At 64.5% G+C, this 23,566-nt stretch carries 24 protein-coding genes; 17 read left to right on the top strand and 7 right to left on the bottom strand.

Translation table 11 applies throughout. From position 1 onward, the window contains the following. Window positions 1-32: 32 nt before the first annotated feature. Window positions 33-2,951 (bottom strand): M16 family metallopeptidase, encoded by a 2,919-nt coding sequence (locus tag B5483_RS01755; protein ID WP_054947254.1) that lies wholly within the window; start codon window positions 2,949-2,951, stop codon window positions 33-35. 136 nt (window positions 2,952-3,087) lie between these two features. Between B5483_RS01755 and B5483_RS01750 the strand changes: the two genes are divergently transcribed. The 6 genes from B5483_RS01750 (at window position 3,088) to B5483_RS01725 (ending at window position 6,701) form a co-directional block, all read left to right on the top strand. Continuing rightward, complete coding sequence (locus tag B5483_RS01750) at window positions 3,088-3,666, top strand: NifU family protein (RefSeq protein ID WP_054947253.1); 579 nt, start codon at window positions 3,088-3,090, stop codon at window positions 3,664-3,666. Window positions 3,667-3,737: 71 nt separating this feature from the next. Continuing rightward, window positions 3,738-4,361 (top strand): tRNA (adenosine(37)-N6)-threonylcarbamoyltransferase complex dimerization subunit type 1 TsaB, encoded by a 624-nt coding sequence (gene tsaB, locus B5483_RS01745; protein ID WP_079729288.1) that lies wholly within the window; start codon window positions 3,738-3,740, stop codon window positions 4,359-4,361. Further along, window positions 4,358-4,819 (top strand): GNAT family N-acetyltransferase, encoded by a 462-nt coding sequence (locus B5483_RS01740; protein WP_054947251.1) that lies wholly within the window; start codon window positions 4,358-4,360, stop codon window positions 4,817-4,819. The genes tsaB and B5483_RS01740 overlap by 4 nt, the downstream gene beginning before the upstream one ends. Window positions 4,820-4,977: 158 nt before the next feature. After that, entirely contained in the window at window positions 4,978-5,421 is a 444-nt protein-coding gene (locus B5483_RS01735) for a Ros/MucR family transcriptional regulator (protein ID WP_079729287.1), read from the top strand. A 79-nt stretch (window positions 5,422-5,500) separates the two neighbouring features. Continuing rightward, window positions 5,501-5,938: a Fur family transcriptional regulator gene (locus B5483_RS01730; protein WP_054947249.1), complete on the top strand. Its 438-nt coding sequence runs from the start codon at window positions 5,501-5,503 to the stop codon at window positions 5,936-5,938. Beyond that, window positions 5,922-6,701, top strand: a complete 780-nt coding sequence (locus B5483_RS01725; RefSeq protein ID WP_054947248.1) for a lysophospholipid acyltransferase family protein — start codon at window positions 5,922-5,924, stop codon at window positions 6,699-6,701. Before B5483_RS01730 ends, B5483_RS01725 begins: the two co-directional genes overlap by 17 nt. Before the next feature lie 45 nt (window positions 6,702-6,746). Here B5483_RS01725 and B5483_RS01720 read toward each other — a convergent pair whose 3' ends face one another. After that, window positions 6,747-7,409 carry a hypothetical protein gene (locus tag B5483_RS01720; protein ID WP_079729837.1) on the bottom strand — a complete coding sequence of 221 codons (663 nt, stop codon included), beginning with the start codon at window positions 7,407-7,409 and terminating at the stop codon, window positions 6,747-6,749. A 67-nt stretch (window positions 7,410-7,476) separates the two neighbouring features. On the opposite strand from B5483_RS01720, the gene ispH reads away from it, so the two are divergent. From ispH to B5483_RS01700, 4 genes are read left to right on the top strand one after another with little or no spacing between them, the layout of a single operon-like run. After that, complete coding sequence (gene ispH, locus B5483_RS01715) at window positions 7,477-8,439, top strand: 4-hydroxy-3-methylbut-2-enyl diphosphate reductase (RefSeq protein WP_054947247.1); 963 nt, start codon at window positions 7,477-7,479, stop codon at window positions 8,437-8,439. A gap of 10 nt (window positions 8,440-8,449) precedes the next feature. Then, window positions 8,450-9,430, top strand: coding sequence for a homoserine kinase (thrB, locus tag B5483_RS01710; RefSeq protein WP_079729285.1), 981 nt, complete (start codon window positions 8,450-8,452; stop codon window positions 9,428-9,430). Beyond that, window positions 9,427-9,864 carry a ribonuclease HI gene (gene rnhA, locus B5483_RS01705; RefSeq protein WP_079729283.1) on the top strand — a complete coding sequence of 146 codons (438 nt, stop codon included), beginning with the start codon at window positions 9,427-9,429 and terminating at the stop codon, window positions 9,862-9,864. The genes thrB and rnhA overlap by 4 nt, the downstream gene beginning before the upstream one ends. Beyond that, window positions 9,839-11,014, top strand: coding sequence for an FUSC family protein (locus B5483_RS01700; protein WP_245828788.1), 1,176 nt, complete (start codon window positions 9,839-9,841; stop codon window positions 11,012-11,014). The genes rnhA and B5483_RS01700 overlap by 26 nt, the downstream gene beginning before the upstream one ends. Window positions 11,015-11,096: 82 nt before the next feature. Here the strand turns inward: B5483_RS01700 and B5483_RS01695 are convergent, their stop codons facing one another. Further along, window positions 11,097-12,182 (bottom strand): NAD(P)/FAD-dependent oxidoreductase, encoded by a 1,086-nt coding sequence (locus tag B5483_RS01695; protein WP_079729282.1) that lies wholly within the window; start codon window positions 12,180-12,182, stop codon window positions 11,097-11,099. Window positions 12,183-12,247: 65 nt separating this feature from the next. Beyond that, window positions 12,248-13,225, bottom strand: coding sequence for an alpha/beta hydrolase (locus B5483_RS01690; protein WP_079729280.1), 978 nt, complete (start codon window positions 13,223-13,225; stop codon window positions 12,248-12,250). Between the two features lie 123 nt (window positions 13,226-13,348). Here B5483_RS01690 and B5483_RS01685 point away from each other — a divergent pair, with 123 nt between their 5' ends. The 7 genes from B5483_RS01685 (at window position 13,349) to B5483_RS01655 (ending at window position 20,703) form a co-directional block, all read left to right on the top strand. Beyond that, window positions 13,349-14,008 (top strand): A24 family peptidase, encoded by a 660-nt coding sequence (locus tag B5483_RS01685; RefSeq protein ID WP_245828787.1) that lies wholly within the window; start codon window positions 13,349-13,351, stop codon window positions 14,006-14,008. Between the two features lie 81 nt (window positions 14,009-14,089). Further along, window positions 14,090-15,112 (top strand): Flp pilus assembly protein CpaB, encoded by a 1,023-nt coding sequence (gene cpaB, locus B5483_RS01680; RefSeq protein WP_054947241.1) that lies wholly within the window; start codon window positions 14,090-14,092, stop codon window positions 15,110-15,112. Further along, window positions 15,112-16,686 carry a type II and III secretion system protein family protein gene (locus B5483_RS01675; protein ID WP_054947240.1) on the top strand — a complete coding sequence of 525 codons (1,575 nt, stop codon included), beginning with the start codon at window positions 15,112-15,114 and terminating at the stop codon, window positions 16,684-16,686. The genes cpaB and B5483_RS01675 overlap by 1 nt, the downstream gene beginning before the upstream one ends. A gap of 14 nt (window positions 16,687-16,700) precedes the next feature. Then, on the top strand, window positions 16,701-17,360 hold the full coding sequence (locus B5483_RS01670; RefSeq protein WP_245828786.1) for a CpaD family pilus assembly protein: 660 nt from the start codon (window positions 16,701-16,703) through the stop codon (window positions 17,358-17,360). A gap of 3 nt (window positions 17,361-17,363) precedes the next feature. Beyond that, a complete protein-coding gene (locus tag B5483_RS01665) occupies window positions 17,364-18,638 on the top strand; it encodes a pilus assembly protein CpaE (RefSeq protein ID WP_054947238.1) in 1,275 nt (424 codons plus the stop codon). 69 nt (window positions 18,639-18,707) lie between these two features. After that, window positions 18,708-19,679, top strand: a complete 972-nt coding sequence (locus B5483_RS01660) for a type II secretion system F family protein (protein WP_054947237.1) — start codon at window positions 18,708-18,710, stop codon at window positions 19,677-19,679. A 13-nt stretch (window positions 19,680-19,692) separates the two neighbouring features. Then, window positions 19,693-20,703 (top strand): type II secretion system F family protein, encoded by a 1,011-nt coding sequence (locus tag B5483_RS01655; protein WP_054947236.1) that lies wholly within the window; start codon window positions 19,693-19,695, stop codon window positions 20,701-20,703. 99 nt (window positions 20,704-20,802) lie between these two features. On the opposite strand, the gene mtnP is transcribed toward B5483_RS01655, so the two are convergent. Genes mtnP through B5483_RS01640 form a run of 3 tightly spaced genes read right to left on the bottom strand, consistent with a single transcriptional unit; the run spans window position 20,803 to window position 23,141 of the window. Further along, the gene (gene mtnP / locus B5483_RS01650) at window positions 20,803-21,693 is read right to left on the bottom strand and encodes an S-methyl-5'-thioadenosine phosphorylase (RefSeq protein ID WP_079729279.1); all 891 of its coding nucleotides are present in this window, start codon (window positions 21,691-21,693) and stop codon (window positions 20,803-20,805) included. Continuing rightward, window positions 21,683-22,333: a TetR family transcriptional regulator gene (locus B5483_RS01645; protein ID WP_054947317.1), complete on the bottom strand. Its 651-nt coding sequence runs from the start codon at window positions 22,331-22,333 to the stop codon at window positions 21,683-21,685. The genes mtnP and B5483_RS01645 overlap by 11 nt, the downstream gene beginning before the upstream one ends. A gap of 22 nt (window positions 22,334-22,355) precedes the next feature. After that, window positions 22,356-23,141 (bottom strand): SDR family oxidoreductase, encoded by a 786-nt coding sequence (locus B5483_RS01640; protein WP_079729278.1) that lies wholly within the window; start codon window positions 23,139-23,141, stop codon window positions 22,356-22,358. Window positions 23,142-23,566: the final 425 nt, after the last annotated feature.

The raw sequence follows: 23,566 nt of genomic DNA, 5'->3' as shown, positions 1-23,566 counted from the left end.
GCCATGCTCCGCAACGATTTGCCCAGCCTGCTTCAGCGGCTGGCGATAGTTCCCGAATTCTTGCCTTCGGGCATGACTTCCAGCCGCCAGGAGGCATTCTTGCCCAAATAGCGGGCGGCGAGCGCCTGCATCTTTTCCGGGGTCGTTTCGGTATAGTCGTACAGAACCGTGCGGATCGTGCCGAAGCGCGAAGGCTCTTCGGTCGCGCCTTCAAGCTGGCTCATGAAGAACGAGGTGCTCGACGCCGCGCGCGTCACCTGCTGGCGCAGCGGTTCGGTCACGCGCGCCAGTTCATCGGCCGTCGGCGGGTTGTTGATCAGGTCCTGCGCAATCTCATCCGCGGTCTGGAAGAAGATCGAGACCGACTTGGGATCGACCTGCGCCATTGCGGTGATCGATCCGCCGGCCTGCAGGTCCACCGGCCAGGAGGAATAGACGTAGGGCGCATAGCTCACGCCCAGCTTCTCGCGCACGGCATCGAGCAGGCGATTGGTGAACAGCTGGGTGAGGATCTCGAGCTGGCGGGATTCGCGAATACCCATCGAACCGCCGCCGGTCGGCCAGGAGATGACCGCCGCCGCCTGGTCCGGGTCGCCATGGTGATGCAGCACGATCGGCTTGTCGGACGGGCGCGGCACGGAGACATTGGCAATGTCGGCAGTCGACGGGGCAGGCGTACGCGGCTTGAGCGCACCGAACGTCTTTTCCAGCGCCGCGATCGCCGCAGCCTTGTCGAAATCGCCGAAGATCTGCACTTCGACCGGGCCGTCGTGCAGCGCCTTGCCCCACACGCGCTTGAAGCCCTCCGGCGTGGTCGCTTCGATCTCGGCCGGGGTCGGCGTTGCGAAGCGCGGGTCCTCGCCGCGCTGGTAGAACTGCAGGTCACGGTTCAGTACGCCCTGCGGCGAAGTGGCGAAAGTATCGTACTGGATCTTGGCCGCGGCCTTCGCGCGCAGGAAGGGACTGCTATCCCACTTGGGCAGATCGAGTTTGGCGGCAAAAAGGTAAAGCTGGTCAGCCAGATCGGAAGGCCGCGTTTCGGCCGAGAACTGGAACGAGGCATCCTGCACGTCGAAGTCGAAGCCCATCTTGCGCCCGGTGGCGACACGGTCGAGATCTTCCTGGCCCAGCGTGGCAACGCCCGAACCGACCAGCGCGTACTGACCCAGCGTGATGTAGGGCGCATCCTTGGGATCGATCGAGCGATAACCGCCGCCGAAGCGCACCTTGACCATGACCCGGCCCGGCTCTTCCTGAACCGGCCAGAGCAGGACTTTCACGCCGTTGGCGAAAGTCAGTTCCTCGATGTCGAGCAGCCCGACCGGCAGTTCCGCCTCGGGCTTGGCCGGCTTGCCGATGGCCGGCAGCTTGTCGAAGGATACAGGGGCTGCATTGGCGGCAAGACGCACGCTCTCGTCCGGCTTGACCGGTTCCAGCAGGGCCTGGCGCAGTTCGCTATCGCTCGCCTGCCCTGCCTTCTGGGTGGTAAACAACGCGCGCGTCACGGTGCCCGCGAACAGCGCCCGCGTATGGTCGAGCACGGCCTTGGGCGTAAAGAGCGGCTTGGCTTCGCGGAAGATGCGCAGAACGTCTTGCGGCGCGGCAACCGTCTCGCGAATGTCGAGCGCATTGACGAGGTCGTCGGCCAGTTTCGAACCGGGCAGGATGCGCTGCTGCTCGACCGGCACCTGGTAGGCGACGTCCAGTTCGGCCACCTCGCGGTCGATCTCCTCCTGCGTCGGCGGACGGGTGACGGCATCGGCAATGACCGCGCGGACATCCTTGAGTGCGGCTTCCCAGTCGTCACCGAGCGGGGTTACCGACACGAAAGTCGCATCGGCCGAGCGCGAGACGTCGTCCTGATTGACGGCGGCCGACAGATAGCTGCCCCCTGCCCGTGCCTTCGATTCCAGGCGTCGGTTGATGATGGCCTGCGCGATCGAGTCGATCATCAGCCCCCGGTTGTAGACGATGTTGTCCGACACCTCCCGCCAGGGGCGCAGGATCGCGTACATCAGCGAAGGCGGCAGATCGGGTTCGACCAGCACGCGGGTTTCACCCACCGGATTCCCGGGATCGGCCCGGGCCGGAGCTGCCGGATCGCCGAAGCTGGGCGCAGGTGTGCGCGCACCGCCGACTTTCCAGCCACCGAACCACTTCTGCACATAGCTGGCCAGCGTAGCCGGATCGGCGTCCCCCGCCACGATCACCGCGACATTGTCGGGCCGGTACCAGCGCGAATAGAAGGCCCGGACCGACTGCGGCGTGGCCGAAGTCAGCGATTCCACGGTGCCGATCGGCTCGCGCTCGGAGAGCGGCTGACCGGCGTAGAAGACCTGCTGCATGGCCTCCTGCACCCGCTTCGAAGCGCCGCCGCGCTCGCGCATTTCGGAAAGCACGATCGGCAGGTCCGACTTGAGGTTGGAGGCCGACAGCGTGGGCGCGCTGACCATTCCCGACATGAGCTTGAAGGTCTCGTCGAGCGAAGCGGGCGTCGCGTCGGGCAAGTCCAGCTTGAATACCGTCTGCGTCGTCGAGGTCACGGCATTGGTATCGCTGCCGAAAGTCGCGCCGAGGCGCTGGAAGGCGGCGATTGCCGTGCCCTCGGGGATGTACTTGGACTGCCGGAACAGCATGTGTTCGAGAAGATGCGCATACCCGCGCTCGGAGTCCTTCTCGTACAGAGAGCCGGCATCGACGCGGATGCGGATGGACACCTGCCCGGGCGGCACGCCGTTCTTGCGCACCGCATAGCGCAGACCGTTCGAAAGCTCGCCGAAATGCCAGTCCGGATCGTGCGGGATATCGGTGCCGCGGTAGAGCCACGGGTCACTGTCGTCGAGCTTTGCCGGGGCGGCAACATCCTGCGCGAGAACGGGCTGGACCGGGACCTGGCCGAGCAGCAGGAGGCAGGCGAGCGAGCGAGCGGCGGCGCGCGAATAATTCGTCATCCCGCAAGCTATAGGACCGCCCAGCCTTAAGGACCAGTGAATAGCGCGGAAAAGCCTGCCGGAACTGCTCAATTCGGGCACCTTGCACCGCCGCTGCACTTGACCCGCCGCCGACATTACCTAAATCCCACTCACCATGTTCATTGAAACCGAAACCACGCCCAATCCCGCCACGCTCAAGTTCCTGCCCGGTCGGCAGGTCATGACCGGCGGGACGCGCGAATTCACCTCGCCAGAAGACGCCGGCGCCTCCCCCCTCGCCGAAGCGCTGTTCGATCTGGGCGACGTGACCGGCGTGTTTTTCGGACAGGAGTTCATTTCCGTAACCGCAGCGCCCGGCGTCGAATGGCCGGGCCTCAAGCCCCAGGTCGTCTCGATCCTGCTTGACCATTTCGTTTCGGAAGCTCCGCTCTTCGTCGGTGGAGACGCCAGCGGCATTGCCGTGCCGGCCGACGCGGACGAGGATTTCGGAGACGATCCGGCCGATGCCGACATTGTTGCGCAGATCAAGGACCTGATCGAGACGCGCGTGCGCCCGGCCGTTGCCAACGACGGCGGCGACATCATCTATCGCGGCTACCGCGAGGGCGTCGTCTACCTGGCGATGCAAGGCGCCTGTTCCGGCTGCCCGTCCTCCACCGCGACGCTCAAGCATGGCATCGAAAGCCTGCTCAAGCACTACGTCCCGGAAGTCAGCGAAGTGCGAGCCGCGTGAGCCGGCGCAATACCGCGCGCTGAGCCGCCGTGACTGCAGACGACCAGTTCGACAACCCCAGACCCGAAAGCATGCGGACTCTCGTAATCGACAGCGCTACCGAGGCTTGTTCGGTTGCCTTGTTCGACGGTGACAACCTTGTCGCCGGAGAATTTCGCATGCTCGGCAGGGGCCACGCCGAGGCACTGGTGCCGATGATTTCGGCCCTGCCCGAACGCGGCCGCGCCGATTGCATTGCCGTGGCGCTGGGCCCGGGCAGCTTCACCGGCGTGCGCGTGGGGCTGGCGACGGCCCGTGCGCTGGCACTGGCATGGGGAGCCGAGACGCGCGGCTACTCCAGTCTTGCAATGATAGCGTCAATGGCCCGCGCCGAGCATGGCGAAGTCCCGGTCGCCGTTGCCATGACCGGCGGACACGGAGAATGGTTCACCCAGGGCTTTGCGCCCAACGGCGATACGACCCGCCCCCTCGCCTCGCTCAAGCCGGATGTCGCCGCGCAGGCCAGCACCGAAGCGCTGGTCGCCGGCAACCAGGCCAAGGCCCTCGTCGACAAGCGCGGAAACGGCGATGCGCTCGAGATCTGGCCGGACGCGCGCGCATTTGCCCGGTTGCCGCAACAGGCATTCCTGGCCGACCTGCACCCGGTCTATGGCCGTGAACCCGACGCAAAACTTCCGCTGGCGAAGCAGGTATGAACGACGACATCGACCGGCTCATGGCGGTCATGTCCGCCGGATTTGACCCGATCTGGGGCGAAGCCTGGAACCGTCGGCAGGTCGAAGACGCCATTGCATTCGGATTCACCCATTACTTCCTGATTTCGCCGGATGGCAAACCGGTGCCCGAAGGTGAAATTGCGGCGGGCTTTTCTCTGTCGCGCACCGGATTCGAAGAAGAAGAACTGCTGCTTCTTGCGGTCCGCCCGGAATACCGCAGACGTGGCCTTGGCCTCATCATGCTCAATTCTTTACGCGAGGCCGCCCGCGCCAGAGGCGCGAAACGCCTGCTGCTTGAAATGAGAAGAGGTAATCCGGCCGAATCTCTTTATAAATATTTCGGATTCAGCGAAATCGGCGAACGGCCGGACTACTATCGAACAGCCGATGGTCAGCGGATCGATGCAATTACGTTCGCCTGCGACATCTCAAGGTAAGGCGCTACAAATTGATGCAAGTGATTTGAACTCATCTACGATTGCATCCGAATCGATGAAATGAACTTGTATTCCTGAAAGAAATGGTTCAGTGGACCGGCTGGCTAGTGTAAGCTCGCCCAATCCCCCCAGTAATGCGGTCGCAAAGAGGTCCAAACATGGAAAACATCCAAAACGATACCAATGAAACGTTGATCACTCTGACGTCCGACATCGTCGCGGCGCATGTAAGCAACAACAGCGTTTCCGTCGAAGATCTGCCCTCGCTGATCACCAACGTCTACGGCGCCCTTTCCGGACTTGGCAGCACTGTGGCGGTCGAAGAAGAAAAGCCCGAACCGGCAGTATCCGTGCGCGCTTCGGTGAAGCCGGATTACATTATCTGTCTTGAAGACGGCAAGAAGCTGAAGATGCTCAAGCGTCACCTCATGACCCACTACAACATGACTCCGGAAGAATATCGCGCGCGCTGGAACCTGCCCGCCGACTATCCGATGGTCGCTCCCAACTATGCCGAAAAGCGTCGCGAACTCGCGAAGAAGATCGGTCTCGGCCGCAAGCCCAACGCTCGTCGTGGACGAAAGCCCAAGGCTGCCGCCTGATTAACCGACTCACGGTTGAGATTCCGGGCGCATCGGCCTAACGTGGCCGGTGCGCCCTACTTATTTTGACAGGTCACACGTGCACCAACCCATCGACCTCGAAGCTCTTTGTCATGAACGTGGTCTTCGGATCACCGATCAGCGCCGAGTCATTGCAAAAGTTCTTTCCGAAAGTACCGATCACCCGGATGTGGAGAAACTCCACGATCGCGCCACGGCCATCGACCCGGGCATTTCGATTGCCACGGTTTACCGCACCGTTCGCCTGTTCGAGGAAGCGGGCATCCTCGATCGCCACGATTTCGGTGACGGACGCGCCCGTTACGAAGCTGCGCCCGAAGCCCACCACGACCACATGATCGACGTCGAAACAGGCGCGGTCATCGAATTCGTCGACCCGGAACTGGAAGCCCTGCAACGCCAGATCGCCGAGAAGCTGGGTTTCCGGCTTGTCGATCACCGCATGGAACTGTTCGGCGTCAGGATCGACCGCGAGGACGGTGAAGTCCGCAAGTAACATCTCGGACCTGGCCCACCGCCAGCGCATTGCGCCGCTGGGCTGGGTCCTGATTGCCTGCCGGATCGCTCTCCTGCTGGCTTGCGTGGTGACATGCGTCCCACTCTATTACCTCTGCTTACCCTTCACTGCGGCCAACCCGGCACCCCGGCTGTTCCTCAGGCTCGTAGCAGCCGTTGTCGGTCTGCGCCTGAAGACGACCGGCGAACACCCTGCTCCCAGCGCCTTCTTCCTCGCCAACCATGTGAGCTGGCTGGACATTCCCGCCATTGCAGGCGTCACCGGGTCCGCCTTCGTAGCGCATGACGGGTTGGCTTCGATCGGCCCGCTACGCTGGCTGTGTGCCATGAACGATACCGTCTTCATCGCCCGGCACGACCGCCGCAGCGTCGCGGCCCAGGTCCATCAGGTGCGCGAGGCCCTGCACGACACCGGCGCGCTGACGATCTTTCCGGAAGGCACGACGGGCGATGGCACCCAGTTGCTGCCCTTCAAGTCCTCGCTGCTCTCCGCGATCGATGCCGACACCGAACACGTGCCGGTCCAGCCGGTCTGGCTCGACTATGGCCCGCGCGTGCAGGACGTCGCCTGGGTCGGCAGCGAGCCGGGCCTTGCCAATGCCATGAAAATCCTGGCGCGGTGGCGACCGATACCGCTCACCATCCATTTCCTGCCCCCGCTGCTCGGGGAGGAACGCACCGACCGCAAGGCAATCGCCCGCGCCGCGCGCGCGCGAATCGATGCCGTCATGCAAAAGGACTGAGCGGAGCCTGGCGCCCCGCCCGGTCGCTTTACCGATGCCTGGAAATCAGCGGGTCGCGTTGTAGGCGAGTTGGCTGTCGTCGAGCTGGAAGCCAACCAGCACTTCGAACGAGGCGCGCGCCAGCGCAGCCTTGACGGTCGGGTCCGCCAGCGGATCGAGCGCAGCATCGCTTTCGCCCGCCTTGCGCTTGCGGGTAATCTGGTCCCGGATTTCCGGCGGCAGGGTTGCAGCAGCGCGATCGATGTAGGCAATGCCGGTGCCCTGCGCCTGCGCGCGGGCCTGCCCGTCCGCGAAGTTGAGCATCACGCTGCCGACTCGCTTGGAAATCACCGAAGTGCCGCCCTGCAGGACAGTCACGAAGTAAGGCAGCGTCACCTGACGCGCACCGCTCGTGTCGGTGCGGTTGGCAAGGACCTGGAAGCTGACGTTCGCCGTAACCTTGTCACCCACTTCCTCGTTGCACTGGCTGCGCACGTCGGTCATCGCCGCAACGACGTCGAGGTTTGCCGCCGTGCGATCGCCGGCATTGCGGAACAGCGTCACATCGCCGGTGTAGTTGGGAATACCCACGGCCGGGCAGCGGCTGCGCACCGCGGTGATGCCTACGCCGGAGTCGACCACGATCTCACCCTTCTTGGCACAACCGCTGAGCCCGGTCAGCGCGGCGGCGGAGCAGAGAATTGTGGCAGTCAATCGGCGTGCATTCATCTTGGCTTCCTCGAATGGCATGCGCTTGCCCTAGCGATGCAAGCGGCAAAGCGCTAGAGGCGGCAACATGAATGCCCCCTTTCCGTCCACGAGCAAGCTGCCATTGCGGCTCCTTATCGCTGCCCCGCGCGGATTCTGCGCCGGAGTCGACCGCGCCATCGAGATCGTCGAGCGCGCGCTCGAGATCTACGGCGCGCCCGTCTATGTCCGACACGAGATCGTCCATAACAAGTTCGTGGTCGATGGGCTCAAGGCCAAGGGCGCGGTCTTCGTCGAGACCGTCGACGACGTACCCGACGGGGTCCCGGTAATCTTCAGCGCGCACGGCGTTCCCAAGTCGGTGCCGGCCAAGGCTACCGAGCGCGGGCTGGAATGGCTCGACGCCACTTGCCCGCTGGTCAGCAAGGTCCATCGCCAGGCCGAACGCCAGATCGAGGCCGGACGCCACATCCTGTTCATCGGCCATGCCGGACACCCCGAAGTCATCGGTACCTTCGGCCAGGTTCCCGAAGGCAACATGACGCTGGTGGAAACCGTCGCGGACGTCGCGCGCCTGCCCTTCGGCCCGCAGGACGAACTTTCCTACCTCTCGCAGACGACGCTCTCGGTCGACGATACCGCGCAGATCATCGCCGCAATCCAGGAACGCTACCCGCAGGTCGTCGCGCCCAAGGCCGAGGACATCTGCTACGCGACTTCCAACCGCCAGGCCGCGGTCAAGGAAGTGGCACCCAAGTGTCAGCTGATGTTCGTGATCGGCGCGCCCAACAGTTCCAACTCACTGCGCCTCGTCGAGGTCGCCCAGCGTGCCGGAGCCTGTGCGCAGCTGATCCAGCGCGCCACCGACATCGATCCGCGCTGGCTCGATGGCGTCGAGACCGTGGGCATCACCGCCGGCGCGTCCGCGCCCGAGGAACTGGTCAACGAAGTCATCGCCCGCCTCAAGGAACTGCGGCAGGTCGATCAGGAAGAAGTGGTGACCGAAAAGGAGCACATCACTTTCAAGCTTCCGCGCCAGCTCGTGCGCTGAGGGACCGATCATGGCAGTCTATACCCGCCTCGGAGCTGAGGACATGGCCGGCATCGTCGCGGCCTTCGACGTCGGCACGCTGATTTCGGCAAAGGGCATCGCGGAAGGCGTGTCCAACAGCAACTGGCTGATCGAGACTCAGGACGCGAAGGGCGAGGCCCACCGCTTCATCCTGACGATGTACGAAACGCGCACCGACGTTTCGGATCTGCCGTTCTTCCTCGGCCTGCTCGATCACCTTGCGGCTAAGCAATGCCCGGTGCCGCGCACGATTCACGATCGCAACGGTGCCAGCTATCGCCTGCACGAAGGCAAGGCGCTGGCGCTGATCGAATTCCTGCCCGGGGTTTCGGTCAGCGAACCCACCGCCGGACAGGCCCGTGCCGTGGGCGCGGCACTGGCGCAGGTCCACCTTGCGGCAACGGACTTTCCCGATGCACGCGAAAATTCAATGGGACTGGCGGCCTGGCAGGAACTGCTGGGCGCATGCGGCCATGACGGGCTGGAATCGATCGCCCCGGACCTTGCACGCCTCGTCGAGCACGAACTGCCGCTGATAGCGTCGCACTGGCCTTCGAACCTGCCGCGCAGCGTAATCCACGCCGACCTGTTTCCCGACAACGTACTGATGCTGGGCGACAGGGTTACCGGTCTCATCGACTTCTACTTCGCCTGCACCGACGTGACAGCCTACGACATTGCCGTGACTCACGCCGCATGGTGCTTCAACGCAGACGGAACCGCGTTCCGGCCCGAGCTGTCGGTCGCATTGCTGGAGGGCTACGAAACGGTGCGCCCGTTGCTGCCGGAAGAGCGTGCAGCCCTGCCGATTCTCGCCCGTGCGGCAGCGATGCGCTTCCTTGCCACGCGCGCCTACGACTGGATGAACACGCCGGACGATGCGCTGGTGACGCCAAAGGACCCGATGGCTTTCGCCCGTCGCCTGCAGTTCTATGCCGATCCCGTCAACGAAGGGATCTTCGCGCGATGAAGCGGATCGACATCTTCACCGACGGTGCCTGCAAGGGCAATCCCGGCCCCGGAGGCTGGGGCGTTCTGCTGCGCATGGGGCCCCACGAAAAGGAAATGTCCGGCGGCGATCCGGAGACCACCAACAACCGCATGGAGATGACTGCGGTCATCAAGGGCCTGAACGCCCTCATCGAGCCTTGCGAAGTGGTGATCCACTCCGACAGCAAGTACGTCATCGACGGCATGACCAAGTGGGTCCACGGCTGGCGCAAGAAAGGCTGGGTCAACGCAAGCAAGCAGCCCGTCCGCAATGCCGACCTGTGGCACGAACTGATCGAGGCGGTTGCGCGCCACAAGGTCCACTGGCAATGGGTGCGCGGCCATTCCGGCCATGTCGAGAACGAACGGGTAGACAAGTTGGCGAGCGATGCCGCCCAGTCCGCAGGAAACTAGGACACAAACCCTGCCCGACACTGACGATGCCGGTTCTGCCGGCCTGCTTGCCCGAACCAACGCACGAATTCGCGACGAGCTGCGTGCCCTGATCACCCCCGGGCCGCGCATGGCAGACGAATGGGCCTGCGTGGCATCCGTGCTGCTCGCCATCGTCTTTGCCCACCTGATCGGCGCGAAGATGATCGCCTGGGCCGCCTTCTCGGCATTCGTCCTGCTCAAGAGCGATGTCGGGGAAACCCTGTTGCGCGGTGTCCTGCGCATGGTGGGCACCTCGATCGGCATCCTGCTTGCGGTCTTTCTGGTCCCCTTTGCGGAAGAGTCACTGCCGTTGGCCATGGTCTGTGCGGGTGTGATCGGCGCGCTCGGGCTCTATGGCATGTTGACCGCCCGGCGCGCCTACGCATGGCTGCTTTTCGGCCTCACTTTCGAAATGATCCTGCTCGACAAGTTGGAACGGCCCGGACTGGACACCCTCGATTTTGCGCATACCCGCCTGCTCGAAGTCGGCGCGGGGACAGCGGCATGTACGATCGTCAGCATCGCAGCGGCCCTGCTCGCCCGCCAGAAGTGGCTGGGCTTCAAGCCTGACAAACCCCAGCGCATCACCTGGAACCCGGTGGCCGCGCGCCATGCCGCACAGGCAGGCCTGGCGCTTGCCGCCCTGCCGGCACTTCACGCCGTCCTCGGGCTGCGCGAAATGGTCCAGGCAGGCATTACGATCATCTTTGTCATGATCGTGCCGGTCTCGGGCATCGGCCCGAGCGGCTTCGTCCCCGTCACCCGGCGCCTGTTCCACCGCGCGCTGGGAAGTCTTGCGGGCGGCGCGCTTGCACTGGGTGTGCTGGCCATTGCCCACGGCAGTCCCGCGCTGCTCATCGCGGGGACCTGCCTCGGCATCGTGCTCGGCCGCCATATCGAGAATGGCCTGCCCAGCGTCACCTATATCGGACTGCAGTTCACCCTGACCGTGCTCATCGTACTGATCCCGGACAGCTACGAAAACGTCGCCATCGCACCCGCAGTGACGCGGCTGGTGAGCGTATTTATCGGCATGATGGTGCTCGAGCCGGTGCTGCTGGCCTGGCACCTGATTGCGCCGCGCAAGGCGCCCGGCGAACACGGGACCGCGCCCAGCGATGGCGAGTAGCTCCAGCAGGGCAGATCCCGACACCAGAGCCATTCCGGATCGCCAAGGCAAGGCCAAAGCCCTGCCCATAAATGCGTGGCGATCAGGCGAAGCGCGTCGGGGCGTAAGGCGCAGGATCGACCGCGCCCCCGGTCTCGCCCAAAAGCAGGCGCGCGCCCAGTTCGGCGGCGGCAGGCGCGGTCTGGATGCCGAAGCCACCCTGGCCCGCGAACCAGAAATAGGCGGAGTCATCGCTGGCGAAGCCGTAGACCGGTAACCGGTCCGGGGCAAAGCTGCGCAATCCGGCCCAGCGATGCTCGAGCCGCTGGACCGGCCAGTCGACCACCTGTTCGAAGCGATCGATCGCAAGCGCCACGTCGATCTCTTCGGGCGCGGCATCGCAAGGGCGGCTCGGCGTCTCGTCATGCGGGCTGAGCCAGAGGCGCCCGCTTTCGGGCTTGAAGTAGAAGCTGCCGGAAATGTCGAGCACAAGGGGGAGGTCGCCGGGCACTTCCGGTGTCACCGCAAGCTGCACGACCGTGCGGCGGTAGGGCGTGATGCCAAGAGGCCGCTGTCCGGCAATCCGGGCCACCGGATCGGCCCACGCGCCTGCCGCGTTGACGAGGATCGCCGCCCGGACCTCTTGCCCGTCGGCCAGTTTCAGCGTCCAGCCCGAGCCATCGCGACTCGCTTCGGCGAGACCCGCCCTGCACCGCAATTCGACCCCCGACTTGCGCGCCTGCGTGAGGTAATGCTGGTGCAGGCTCCCGACGTCGATGTCGCAGGTGCTCGGCTCAAGTGCGGCGCAGGTCCAGCCTTCGCGCAGATGCGGAACCCGCGCTTCCATCCCGGCCCGGTCGAGCAGTTCGACTTCCACGCCGATCGCCCGGTACGTCTCGGCGAAGGCTTCGACCTCGCGCTCCTGTCCGGTCCTCCCCAGGGTCACTGCCGTACGCGGCGTAAGCATGCCCAGTTTGCGCAGGATGGGGCCGGATGCGCTGGTCAACGGCTGCACACCGGGGCCGCCATAGCTTTCGGCCCAGAAGGCGGCAGAACGCCCAGTGGTGTGATAACCGGGCCGATCCTCGCCCTCGACGACGAGTATGCGCGCGCGCGTCCCGATTGCCGCGGCAAGCGAGGCGCCGGCCATACCGGCCCCGACAATCACGATATCGTAACGCGCGTCCATTGCCGGGAGCCCCTAAAGCATTGCGGCGAAGCCTGTGAACCGGTTTTTATGCAACTTGCATTGCGTTACCGGCAGGCAGGCGCGACGCGGTCCAGGAACTTGCGGATCTCGGCCAGCGCCCTTTCGCGCACCGGATCGCGTTCGCGCAGGATTTCATGGCGGCATTCCGAACCGAAAGTAATCAGCTTACCGCCCGGCAGGCGCTTTGCCGCCCGCGCAATGGCGCGCCACGAAACAAGGCGATCCTGCGTCGTTCCCAGCAGAAGCACCGGCACCTGCACGGCCTCCAGCGCGCCTGCCTTTTCCAACCCGCGAATCGAGTCGAGCGCGCGTTCGATCCAGCCCCAGCTGGCCGCGCCCATGGTGATTGCGGGACGTTCGCGGCGCCAGAACTGTTCGTCTTCGTAGCGCGAGGCATCGTGGGTCAGAAGCAGGTTACGGGCACGATGGATGAGTTCGGGCTTCTCGTCGCCCGACCATGCAGGGCGCCGCGGATCGCCGATCCGGACCATCACTTTCGCAATCTGATGCAGCACGAAACTGGGCACGCGATCGGGCAGCAGGCCCAGCATCGGCGCGGACAGCACCAGCGCATCGGGCCGCACTTTGCCCTCGGCAACCGCACGAAGCGCAAGATGGCCGCCCATCGAATGGGCAACAAGCACATGCGGGCCCGGCGTGCGTGCGCGCCACTCGTCCCACAGCGCTGTCAGGTCGTTGATCCAGATGGAGAAGTCGTCGATGTGCCCGGTCAGCGCGTCGGCGCCCAGACGGCCGCTCAGCGCCTGTCCGCGCCAGTCCGCCGAGGTGACTTCCCAGCCTTCGCCATGCCATTCGTCCAGGGACTCGAGCCACTTCTCGTAGGCATCGCCGCGCCCCGGCATGAACAGGATCGAACCGCGTGCCTGCTCCGCCCGAGGGGCCGGCCAGTCGATGCGGCGAAGCCGCGTTCCATCGGGGGCGGTCCACCAGCTCTCGCGGGCCGCAACAGGGATCTCCCGCCGGGCGCTGGATGGGATCGGGCAGGTCTGTGCAACGGTCACTTGGCTAATTCCGGCCTCAGCGGCTTGGTTACTATTTGATAAGTGATAATCGGTAGAGCGGTTCCCGATCAGGGGGACCACTACATGCAAGGCGGGTATTTTTCGTACGCATTGCTGGCTGCATTGGCAACTGCACTGCTTTATGCCGCCTATACCGACGTAAAGCGGCGTGAAATCGACAACTGGCTGAACGCGGCCATCGCACTTTGCGCGCCCGTCTGGTGGTATTCGGCTGGATATGGCTGGGCCGATGTCGGCTTCCAGCTCGGCCTCGCCGTTCTCACTTTCATCGTCACCTGCTTCCTGTTCGCCATGCGCCAGATGGGCGGCGGCGACGTGAAACTGCTGACCGCCCTCGCCTTCTGGTTCAGCCCGGCCGCCTTCGTCCAGCTCATCGTCATGATGGGCGTGATCGGCGGCGGCGCTTCTGTGGCGATGGCCTTCTTCAACATGCGCCGCGTGCCCGGCGAAGTCGTGCGCGACGTGCTGGCGGGCGTGACGGCGATCGCCTGGGTCTGGTGCGCCTGCCTGTTCGTCTATGCCATGGCGACACGCCAGCCGCTGGTCGATCCCGAGACGCTGGCGACCGTGGGCAGCTTCCTGCCGCAGCCTTGGACGATCGCTCTCGCCATCGTCGCCGTGCTTGCATTCTTCGCATTCGGGTTCCGTCACATGCTGCGCAGGCAGAAGTCTCGCCTTCCGATTCCCTATGGCGTCGCCATTTCGCTCGCAGGCCTCTGGGTACTTAGCGAGCAAGCCTATTCGGCGGCCCTGTTGAGCTGAATTCTTGGATGAACCTCATTTTAACCAATTCACCCGATGTTGAGGACAACTACTCGGGGATTTCTAGGGGGCTTCAGAGCCATGGATAAGAAGAAGCTGGTGCTGCTGGTTGTCGCGCTGCTCGTCGCAGCGGGGACGGCCTTCGTCGCCCGTTCGATGTTTGCAGGCGCCTCCGCGCCGCAAGCCGATGCCGCGCCGGCCGCGCCGACGGGACCCAAGGTCCTTGTCGCACAGCGCGCCCTGCCGGTGGGAACCATCATCACCGCCGATGCCATCTCCTTCCAGGATTGGCCTTCGGAACTGGTGAAGGACGCTTACTTCATCGATGGCGAAGCCGACATGTCGAAGCTGCTCGGCACCGTCGTGCGCTTCCCGCTCACTGCCGGCCAGCCCGTCACCCAGGGCTCGCTCGTCGCGCCGGGCGACCGCGGCTTCCTCGCCGCCGCGCTTGGCCCGGGCATGCGCGCCGTGACCATTCCGGTCTCGGCCAAGACCGGGGTCGGCGGCTTCGTCTTTCCGGGTGACCGCGTCGACCTCGTCCTGACCCAGCAGGTCAAGGGCGAAGGCGATCCCCTGCGCACTTCCGAAACGATCCTGCGCAACCTGCGCGTCCTCGCCACCGACCAGACCACCGACAACGAGGTCGTCGACGGCAAGACCGTGGTGAAGGCGTTCCGCACCGTCACCATCGAAGTAACTCCGCGCATCGCCGAGAAGGTCGCCGTAGCCCAGGAAATCGGCACGCTCAGCCTCTCGCTGCGCTCGATCGCCGACAGCCAGGGCGAATTCGAACGCATCCTCGCCAACGGCGAAGTCAACGTTCCCGAAGGCGCGACCAAGGAGCAGGAAAACAAGCTCGTGCGCCAGGCGATGGAACGCCCGATCGAAGGCAACACCACATACGTCACCGGCGGCGACGTCTCGCGCTTCCAGCGTTCGAGCCGCCCGATGACGGCCGACGAACGCGCCACGCGCAGCAACGCCATGGCCGTCGCTTTCTCCAACCGCGGTCCGGTTTCGGACGCCGCTCCGGTCCGCACCGGGCCGGTCGTTCGTGTCACCCGCGGCAAGACCACCACTGAAGAAGTCGTGGGAGCCAAGTAATGGCGACCCAATCCGCAATCGATTTCTCTGCCACGAAGGGCAAGGTCATGAAACAGCGCCTTCTCAAGTCCGTGTTGAGTGCCGCCTGCGCCCTGTCGCCGCTGGCCCTCGCCGTCCCGGCACCTGCCGTTGCCCAGTCGGTGGTCCGCCCGGCGCAGGACATCTCGCTTTCGATCGGCAACGGACAGCTCATCAACGTGCCCGGCACGATGACCGACGTCTTCGTCGCCAATGAGGCGGTCGCCGACGTCCAGGTCAAGTCGCGCAACCAGTTCTACGTCTTCGGCAAGGCCGGCGGGACGACAACGGTCTATGCCAGCAACGCGGCAGGCGCCGTCATCTGGTCGGCCAATATCCGCGTCGGCTCCAACCTCGACAGCGTCGACGACATGCTGCGCCTGGCCATGCCCGAGGCCAAGATCGGCGTCTCGACGATGGGCTCCAACACCTTCCTGCTGACGGGCACGGTCAAGACGCCGGAAGACGCCTCAGAGGCAGAACGCCTCGTCCAGGCCTATGTCGGCGAGAAGTCGAACGTGATCAGCCGCCTGCGCATGGCCACGCCACTGCAGGTCAACCTGCAGGTGCGCATCGCCGAAGTCAGCCGCTCGCTGGCCAAGTCGCTGGGCGTCAGGTGGGCGACAACCGACAGCACAGGCGGTTTCAAATTCGGCCTCGGACAAGGCAGTGTCGTCGGCTCGCAGTTCACGCCCGGTGGCCCCCTTGGCGTAGGCAACGTGAAGGCCCCTGCAGGCGGCTCGGACATCGTCAACACAGCCACGGGCACGACCCTTGGCGGTACGGGCAAGCTGCTCGGCCTCAACATTCTCGGCGCGCTCGATGCGGGTGAGACCGTGGGCCTCGTCACGACGCTGGCGCAGCCGAACCTGACCGCGCTTTCCGGCGAGACCGCCGAGTTCCTCGCAGGCGGCGAGTTCCCGATCCCGATCAGCCAGGGCCTTGGCTCGACCTCGATCGAATACAAGAAATACGGCGTCAGCCTCAGCTACACCCCAACCGTGCTCGCGAACGGCCGCATCTCGATCCGGGTGCGTCCGGAAGTCTCGGAACTCTCGAGCCAGGGCGCGATCGTGCTCAACAACTTCGAGGTTCCGGCGCTCACCACCCGCCGCACCGAAACGACCATCGAACTGGGCTCCGGACAGAGCTTCATGATCGCGGGACTGCTCAGCAACAACTCGCAGAACACGATCACCAAGATGCCCGGTGCAGGCGACCTGCCGATCCTCGGCTCATTGTTCCGGTCGACAAGCTACAAGCGCGGCGAGACCGAACTGGTGATCGTCGTCACCCCGTATCTCGTCAATCCGGTCGATGCGAACCAGATCGCGTTGCCGACCGACGGCTTCCAGGCTCCCAACGAACTGCAGCGCCTGCTCGGCAACATGGCCAGCGACGGCGTCAGCGAAGCCAAGCCGCCCCAGCCAACGCAGTCGCCCTCGGCGGTCGACGGTCCGGGCATCGGCGATGCGTCGGGCAGCGGCAAGTCGAAGAAGAAGTCGAAGCGCACCGCGTCTGACGACTCCGCCAGGCCCGGCTTCACCCTGAAGTGAGAAAGGTAGTGACGATGCACAAACCGAACATGGCATTCGCCAGCCGCGTCGCCGGCACTGCCCTCGCTCTGGCACTCGGGCTCGGCCTTGCAGGGTGCGGCGGCATTCCGTCCAACCGCTCGATGAACAGCATCCACCAGCCGATCGTCGAGAAGGTCAACTACACGCTCGATGTCTCCACCGGCGGCTCCGGCCTTGCCTATGGCGAACAGCAGCGCCTTGCCGGTTGGTTCGAAGCGATGGGCGCGAAGTACGGCGACAAGGTCTATGTCGACGATCCGGCCGCCAATTCCTCTACCCGCTCGGCGATCGAGGCGGTCGCTTCGCGCTACGGCCTGCTCCTGAGCGAGGCGGCACCCGTCACCGAGGGCTACGTCCCGGCCGGAACGGCGCGCGTGGTCATCGCCCGCACCAAGGCCAGCGTCCCGGGATGCCCGGACTGGTCGGCCAAGAGCGACGCCAATCCCGCAAATGGCCTGAGCAGCAACTACGGCTGCGCGACCAATTCCAACCTCGCCGCGATGATTGCCAATCCCGAAGACCTGCTGCGCGGCGCGACCGCGACCGGCGAAACGACGGTCATGAGCTCGTCAAAGGCCATCGAAACCTACCGCCAGGCGCAACCGACCGGCGCCAGCGGCCTTCGCAACACTTCAAGCAAGAGTGGGAACTGAACCATGAACGCTCACTGGAAATCCGGGAGCCCCAACGGACGTGACCAGTTCGCCGCCTACCTGTGCGACGAAGCCTCGCTCGACGCCCTGCGCCCGATCGCGATGGAAATGGGCTGGCAGCCGGAGAAGTGCAACAAGGGCGGCCTGCGCAATGCCGTCCAGTCGCTTTCGATTACGGCCAGCCCGAACATCCTGATGGTCGACCTGTCGGAGAGCGGCGACCCGCTCAACGACATCAATGCCCTTGCCGAAGTGTGCGAGCCGGGCACGATCGTCATCGCAGTCGGTCAGGTGAACGACGTTCGCCTCTATCGCGACCTCATTGCCAGCGGCATTCACGACTACCTGCTCAAGCCGCTTTCGCCGGCACAGGTTCGCGATTCCCTCGCGCAGGCGCAGGCGGTGTTCTCCGCGCCCAAGAGCCATGACGCAGGCGCCGCGCGCCAGCACATCGCAACCGCCGTCATCGGTACGCGCGGCGGCGTCGGTGCCTCGACGCTGGCGACTTCCTTGGCCTGGCTGTTCAGCGCCGACCACAAGCTGCCGACCGCGCTGCTCGACCTCGACATTCACTTCGGCACCGGCGCGCTGAGCCTCGACCTGGAGCCCGGCCGCGGGTTGACCGACGCGATCGAGAACCCCAGCCGCATCGACGGTCTGTTCATCGAACGCGCCATGATCCGCGCGAACGACAATCTCGCGATCCTGTCGGCAGAAGCGCCGATCAACGCGCCGCTGATGACGGACGGGGCTGCTTTCGTGCAACTCGAGGAAGAATTCCGCCAGGCATTCGAGATGACCGTCATCGACATGCCGCGCAACATGCTGATCAACTTTCCGCAGCTCATCGCCGATGTGAACGTCGTGGTCCTGGTGACCGAAATGACGCTGGCCTCCGCGCGCGATGCGATCCGCATGCTCTCGTGGCTCAAGTCGCACGCCCCGCAAACGCGGGTGATCGTCGTTGCCAACAAGGTTCAATCGAGCCTTGCCGAAATCAGCAAGTCCGACTTCGAGGCCTCGATCGAGAACAAGATCCAGCTCTCGATCCCCTACGACCTCAAGGCGGCATCGATGGCAGCGAAGCTCGGCCAGACGTTTGCCGATGCCAACCGCTCCAGCAAGGCGGGCAGCGCCATCCGCGATCTCGCCCGGATGATCACCGATGCGGGCGACGATGTCGCAGGGACGCCGGCCGCCGCCAAGTCGCTGCTCGGCAAGCTCGATATCAAGTCGGTCATGAACAAGGTGAGCAAGAAGGCTGCAGCCGACGCCTGACCCCCGGCCGGAAGGGCAACCTTCCGGAGCGGGACACGGCAACAGGCTAGGCGGAAGGCATAGGACAGCATGAACGCACTTCAGCTGATACTGGTCGTAGCGGGACTGACGAGCCTCATTGTGCTCCTCTTCTCGGCTTTCTCGGGGCCTTCGCCGACCAAGGAATCCGCGCGTCGCCTGAGCAGCCTGCGCTACAGGCACTCGGAAAGCGCGACAGCGCGGGTCGAGGCCCAGATGCGCAAGGCCGTGGCCGCGCGCAAACCCAGGATGCACCACATCGCCGGGTCGGGATCGCGCATCGAGGCACTCGCCCTGCGCCTGCACCGCTCGGGCCTGCCCTGGACCCTGTCGCAGTACCTCTACTCTTCGGTCGGCATTGCCGCTGCCGTCACCCTCGTGTTCTTCCTCAAGTCGGGTGCGTTCTTCCTCTCGCTGGCCTTCGGCCTCTTCCTCGGCGCGGGCTTGCCCCACGCAGTGGTCGGCCACTTCATCAAGCGGCGCGCGAACGCCTTCACGGTGAAGTTCCCCGATGCCATCGAACTGCTCGTGCGCGGCCTTCGCTCTGGCCTTCCGGTCACCGAAACGCTGGGCGTGGTCGCCAAGGAAGTCCCCGGTCCGGTAGGCGAGGAATTCAAGCTCGTCACCGAACGCATCAAGATCGGCAAGACCATGGAGGACGCCCTCCAGGAAACCGCCGACCGCCTGGCCATGCCGGAATTCAACTTCTTCTGCATTACCCTGGCCATCCAGCGCGAGACCGGCGGCAACCTGGCCGAAACGCTCGCCAACCTGGCCGACGTCCTGCGCAAGCGCGCGCAGATGAAGCTCAAGATCCGCGCGATGAGTTCGGAATCGAAGGCTTCGGCCTACATCGTCGGCTCACTGCCGTTCATCGTCTTCGCCATGATCTGGTGGATCAACCCGGGCTACATCGGCGAGTTCTTCATCGACGAACGTCTGATCGTTGCGGGCCTGGGCGGCATGGTCTGGATGGGCATCGGCGCCTTCATCATGGCCAAGATGGTCAGCTTCGAGATCTGAGGGACTGGAAACGATGATCCAACAAGCATCCGGCCCGACGCTCCTCGGCTTCGACGTCATCTTCGTCGCAACGCTGCTCGCTGCGGTGGCCGCGGTCGCGATGATGCTCGCCATCTATGCCGCCGTCACCGTGCGCGACCCGATGGCCAAGCGCGTCAAGTCGCTCAACCAGCGTCGCGAGGCGCTCAAGGCCGGCATCGTCACGACCGCGCGCAAGCGCCAGAGCGTCGTTCGCCGTAACGACACGACCGACAAGATGGGCGCCTTCCTCGGTTCCCTGAAGGTCCTGCAGGACAGCCAGCTCAAGGAAATCCAGCAGAAGCTGGCGCAAGCCGGCATCCGCAACAAGGAGTGGGCGGTCGCCGTCGTCTTTGCGCGCCTCGTCGCGCCGATCGTGCTGGGCGTCACCGCCGCTATCGTGATCTACGGCATCGATTACTTTCCGGAATGGAGCAGCTTCAAGAAGTTCGGCGGCTTCGCCGTCGCGCTTCTCGCCGGCTACAAGGGCCCGGACATCTTCATCCAGAACATGATCACCAAGCGCACCGACGCGATCCGCAAGGGTCTCCCGGACGCGCTCGACCTGCTGGTCATCTGTGCCGAAGCCGGTCTGACCGTCGACGCGGCGTTCGAACGGGTCGCCCGGGAACTGGGCCGCGCCTATCCGGAACTGGGCGACGAATTCTCGCTCACCTCGATCGAGCTTTCATTCCTCACCGAACGCCGACAGGCCTTCGAGAACCTCGCCTGGCGCGTCAATCTCGACGCGGTCAGGGGCGTCGTCACCACGATGATCCAGACCGAGCGTTACGGTACGCCGCTGGCTTCGGCCCTGCGTGTGCTCTCGGCCGAATTCCGCAACGAGCGCATGATGCGCGCCGAGGAAAAGGCCGCGCGCCTGCCCGCGATCATGACCGTGCCGCTGATCCTGTTCATCCTGCCGACGCTGTTCGTCGTCATTCTCGGCCCGGCGGCCTGCTCGATCGCCGATGCCTTCTCGGGCGGCGGTCCCGGCAGCAACTGACGACTGGCTGCAGGCAAACAAAAAGCCCCTCCCGGAAGATCCGTGGAGGGGCTTTTTGCATGGAGCAACGGCGCGGAACGAATGCCCGGCGAATTGCGATCAGGCGCCCTCGCCGAGAATCCGGCAGGCAACGGCATCGAGCCGCGCCACGAGTTGCGGATCTCGCAGATCCGGTGCCGTCACCAGCGCATGTTCCAGCGCGTAGTCGAAGGGACTGGGTTCGCGCCGGGTCGGCAGGTTCGCGGCAAGCGCCCGCACGGCCTGCCGGGCGAGTTCGGCATTGGCCTTCATCACTTCCAGCACTTCGGAGACTTCGACCGTCGCGTCCGAACCGCGCCAACAGTCATAGTCCGTGACCATGCCCAGCAGGGCGTAAGGCAGTTCCGCCTCGCGCGCCAGACGCGCTTCGGGCATCGCGGTCATGCCGATCACGTCGGCGCCCCATTCACGGTACATCAGGCTTTCCGCCCGGGTCGAAAACTGCGGCCCGTCGATGGCGATGTAGCAACCCGCTTCGTGGACGCTGGCGCCGGCAAGCCGGGCCGCCGCGGTCGCCATGCCGGAAAGGCGGCGGCAGACGGGATCGGCAAGGCTGACGTGCGCAACCATGCCGGGACCGAAGAAACTGTTCTGGCGGCCCACGGTGCGGTCGATGAACTGGTCGACCGCCACGAAGTCCCCCGGTGCCATCGCTTCGCGTAACGATCCTATGGCCGACAGCGCGAGGACGTCCGTCACGCCGCAGCGCTTGAGCACGTCGATATTGGCGCGGTAATTCACTTGCGAGGGCGGCAGCACGTGTCCTGCCCCGTGGCGCGCGATGAAAGTAAAGCGCACACCGTTCAGGCGACCGGTCGTGACCGGTCCGGAAGGCTCGCCGAAGGGGCTGGAAACTGCAATCTCCTGCGCGTCGTCAAGGTCGATGCCGGCGGCCAGTCCCGATCCGCCGATCACTCCGATATGCCAGAAGGGGCTTTTTTCAGCGCGCAAGGATGCCTGCCATGATGATGTCGATCGTATGTTCGCGGTAGCGGTCGCGCAGTCCTTCGGTCAACGTGTCCTGGTCGAAGCAATGCTTGAGCACGAGACGCGCCGAGAAAAACCGGTCCACCGCGCCGGTCACCGTAAAGTAGAATAATTGCGGATCGATTTCACGAAACTTGCCCGCCTTGACCCCATCGCCGATGAGTTGCTCGTAGGCACGGTACATCGGCGAGAGATAGCTGTCGGCGATGCGGCGCGCTTCGGTATCGTCGCTTTCGCGGATAACCCGCATCGTCAGGCGATTGAGGTAGGGCACCATGTAGAAGGTATCGACCACCTTCCACAGATGGCGGCGCAACTTTGCTTCCGGGTCCCAGCCATCCTTGGCGACAAGCGCGTCGACGCTGGTGACGATCGCTTTCCAGTCGCGGTCCAGCAAGGCCTTGAGCAGACCCGCCTTGTTCCCGAAATAGTACTTCACCAGTGCCGAGTTGAGACCGGAACGCAGGCTGAGTTCGGACAGCGAGATATCGATGACATCGCCATCGCGCATGATCTCGCTGGCGGTGTCCAGCAACAGGGCGCGGGCACCGGGCGGTACGCCCGCGACCTCACTTTCACCCTTCGCCATCGGCTGGTCCTTCATCGCACCCATCTGTCCTGCACTGTCATTTCGGTCCCATCCGGATCGCTCCGTCCAGGCGGACCGCTTCGCCGTTCATGTAGTCATGTTCAAGCATGAAAAGGGCTAGATCGGCATATTCCCCCGGTTTTCCGAGCCGTTTGGGAAACGGAACCATCGCCGCAAGCGCCTGCTGCACCTGATCGGGCATCCCGGCCATCATCGGCGTTTCGAAAATGCCCGGCAGAATCGTGTTCACGCGGATCCCCTCGTTCATCAGGTCGCGCGCGATCGGCAGGGTCATGGCGAGCACGCCGCCCTTCGACGCGGCATAGGCGGCCTGACCGACCTGTCCGTCCTGCGCCGCCACCGAAGCGGTATTGACGATGGCCCCGCGCGAGCCCGCCTCGTCCACCGGATCGAGCGTCACCATCCCCGCGGCCGATCTGGCAATGCAGCGGAATGTGCCCACGAGGTTGATCGCGATCGCCTTCTCGAACAGACCCATGTCATGCGCACGCGGCGCGCCGGTTTCCCGGTTCTTGCCGACTGTCTTGGATGCCGGCGCAATGCCGGCGCAATTGACGAGCACCCGTTCCTGCCCATGGGCCGCCCTCGCCTTTCCGAAACCGGCATCGACACTGGCATCGTCCGTCACATCGACTGCGCAGAACACGCCGCCGATTTCGGCGGCCAGTGCCTCGCCGGCCTCGGCATTAAGGTCGAAGATCGCAACCCTGACGCCCTTTGCCGCCAAAGCACGCGCCGTCGCCGCCCCCAGGCCCGAAGCCGCCCCGGTCACCACCGCCGACACAGAGCTGTCGAGTTTCATGCCGTTTCCTTTTCCTGCACACACTGGCCCCTTGCGGGCAATTTAATCACTCGATTAAATTGCCCGCCGCGGCTGGTCAATGCGCAAGAAAATTATCCGGCGATATTGGCAGGTCGCAAACGGACGTACGGAAAAATTGCGATAGTCCCCGAGGCCCGTACAGGCCTTGCAGATCAGCATGGCAACAAGTGATCTCATCAGGCCGCCGGCACGCAACAAATTTGCCCAATTCATGGACGAGACCGATCCTCTGTAACACATCGCCGAATGTCGGTTCCAATTTGCACGACAAGCCTCAAATCCCACGCAATTCCGCACTGTTGCGCCGATAACACAGCCGGCAACACAATTTGCACACCGCCCACGATAACCATTGAAAGCCAGTTACGGCGGGGCAAGAAAGCCAGATGACAAAGGGAAGACAC

This window comes from Novosphingobium mathurense (assembly GCF_900168325.1).
Classification (GTDB): Bacteria; Pseudomonadota; Alphaproteobacteria; order Sphingomonadales; family Sphingomonadaceae; genus Novosphingobium; species Novosphingobium mathurense.
The sequence above is the reverse complement of the archived record's forward strand: the minus strand, read 5'-3'. Positions and strand labels throughout refer to the sequence as shown.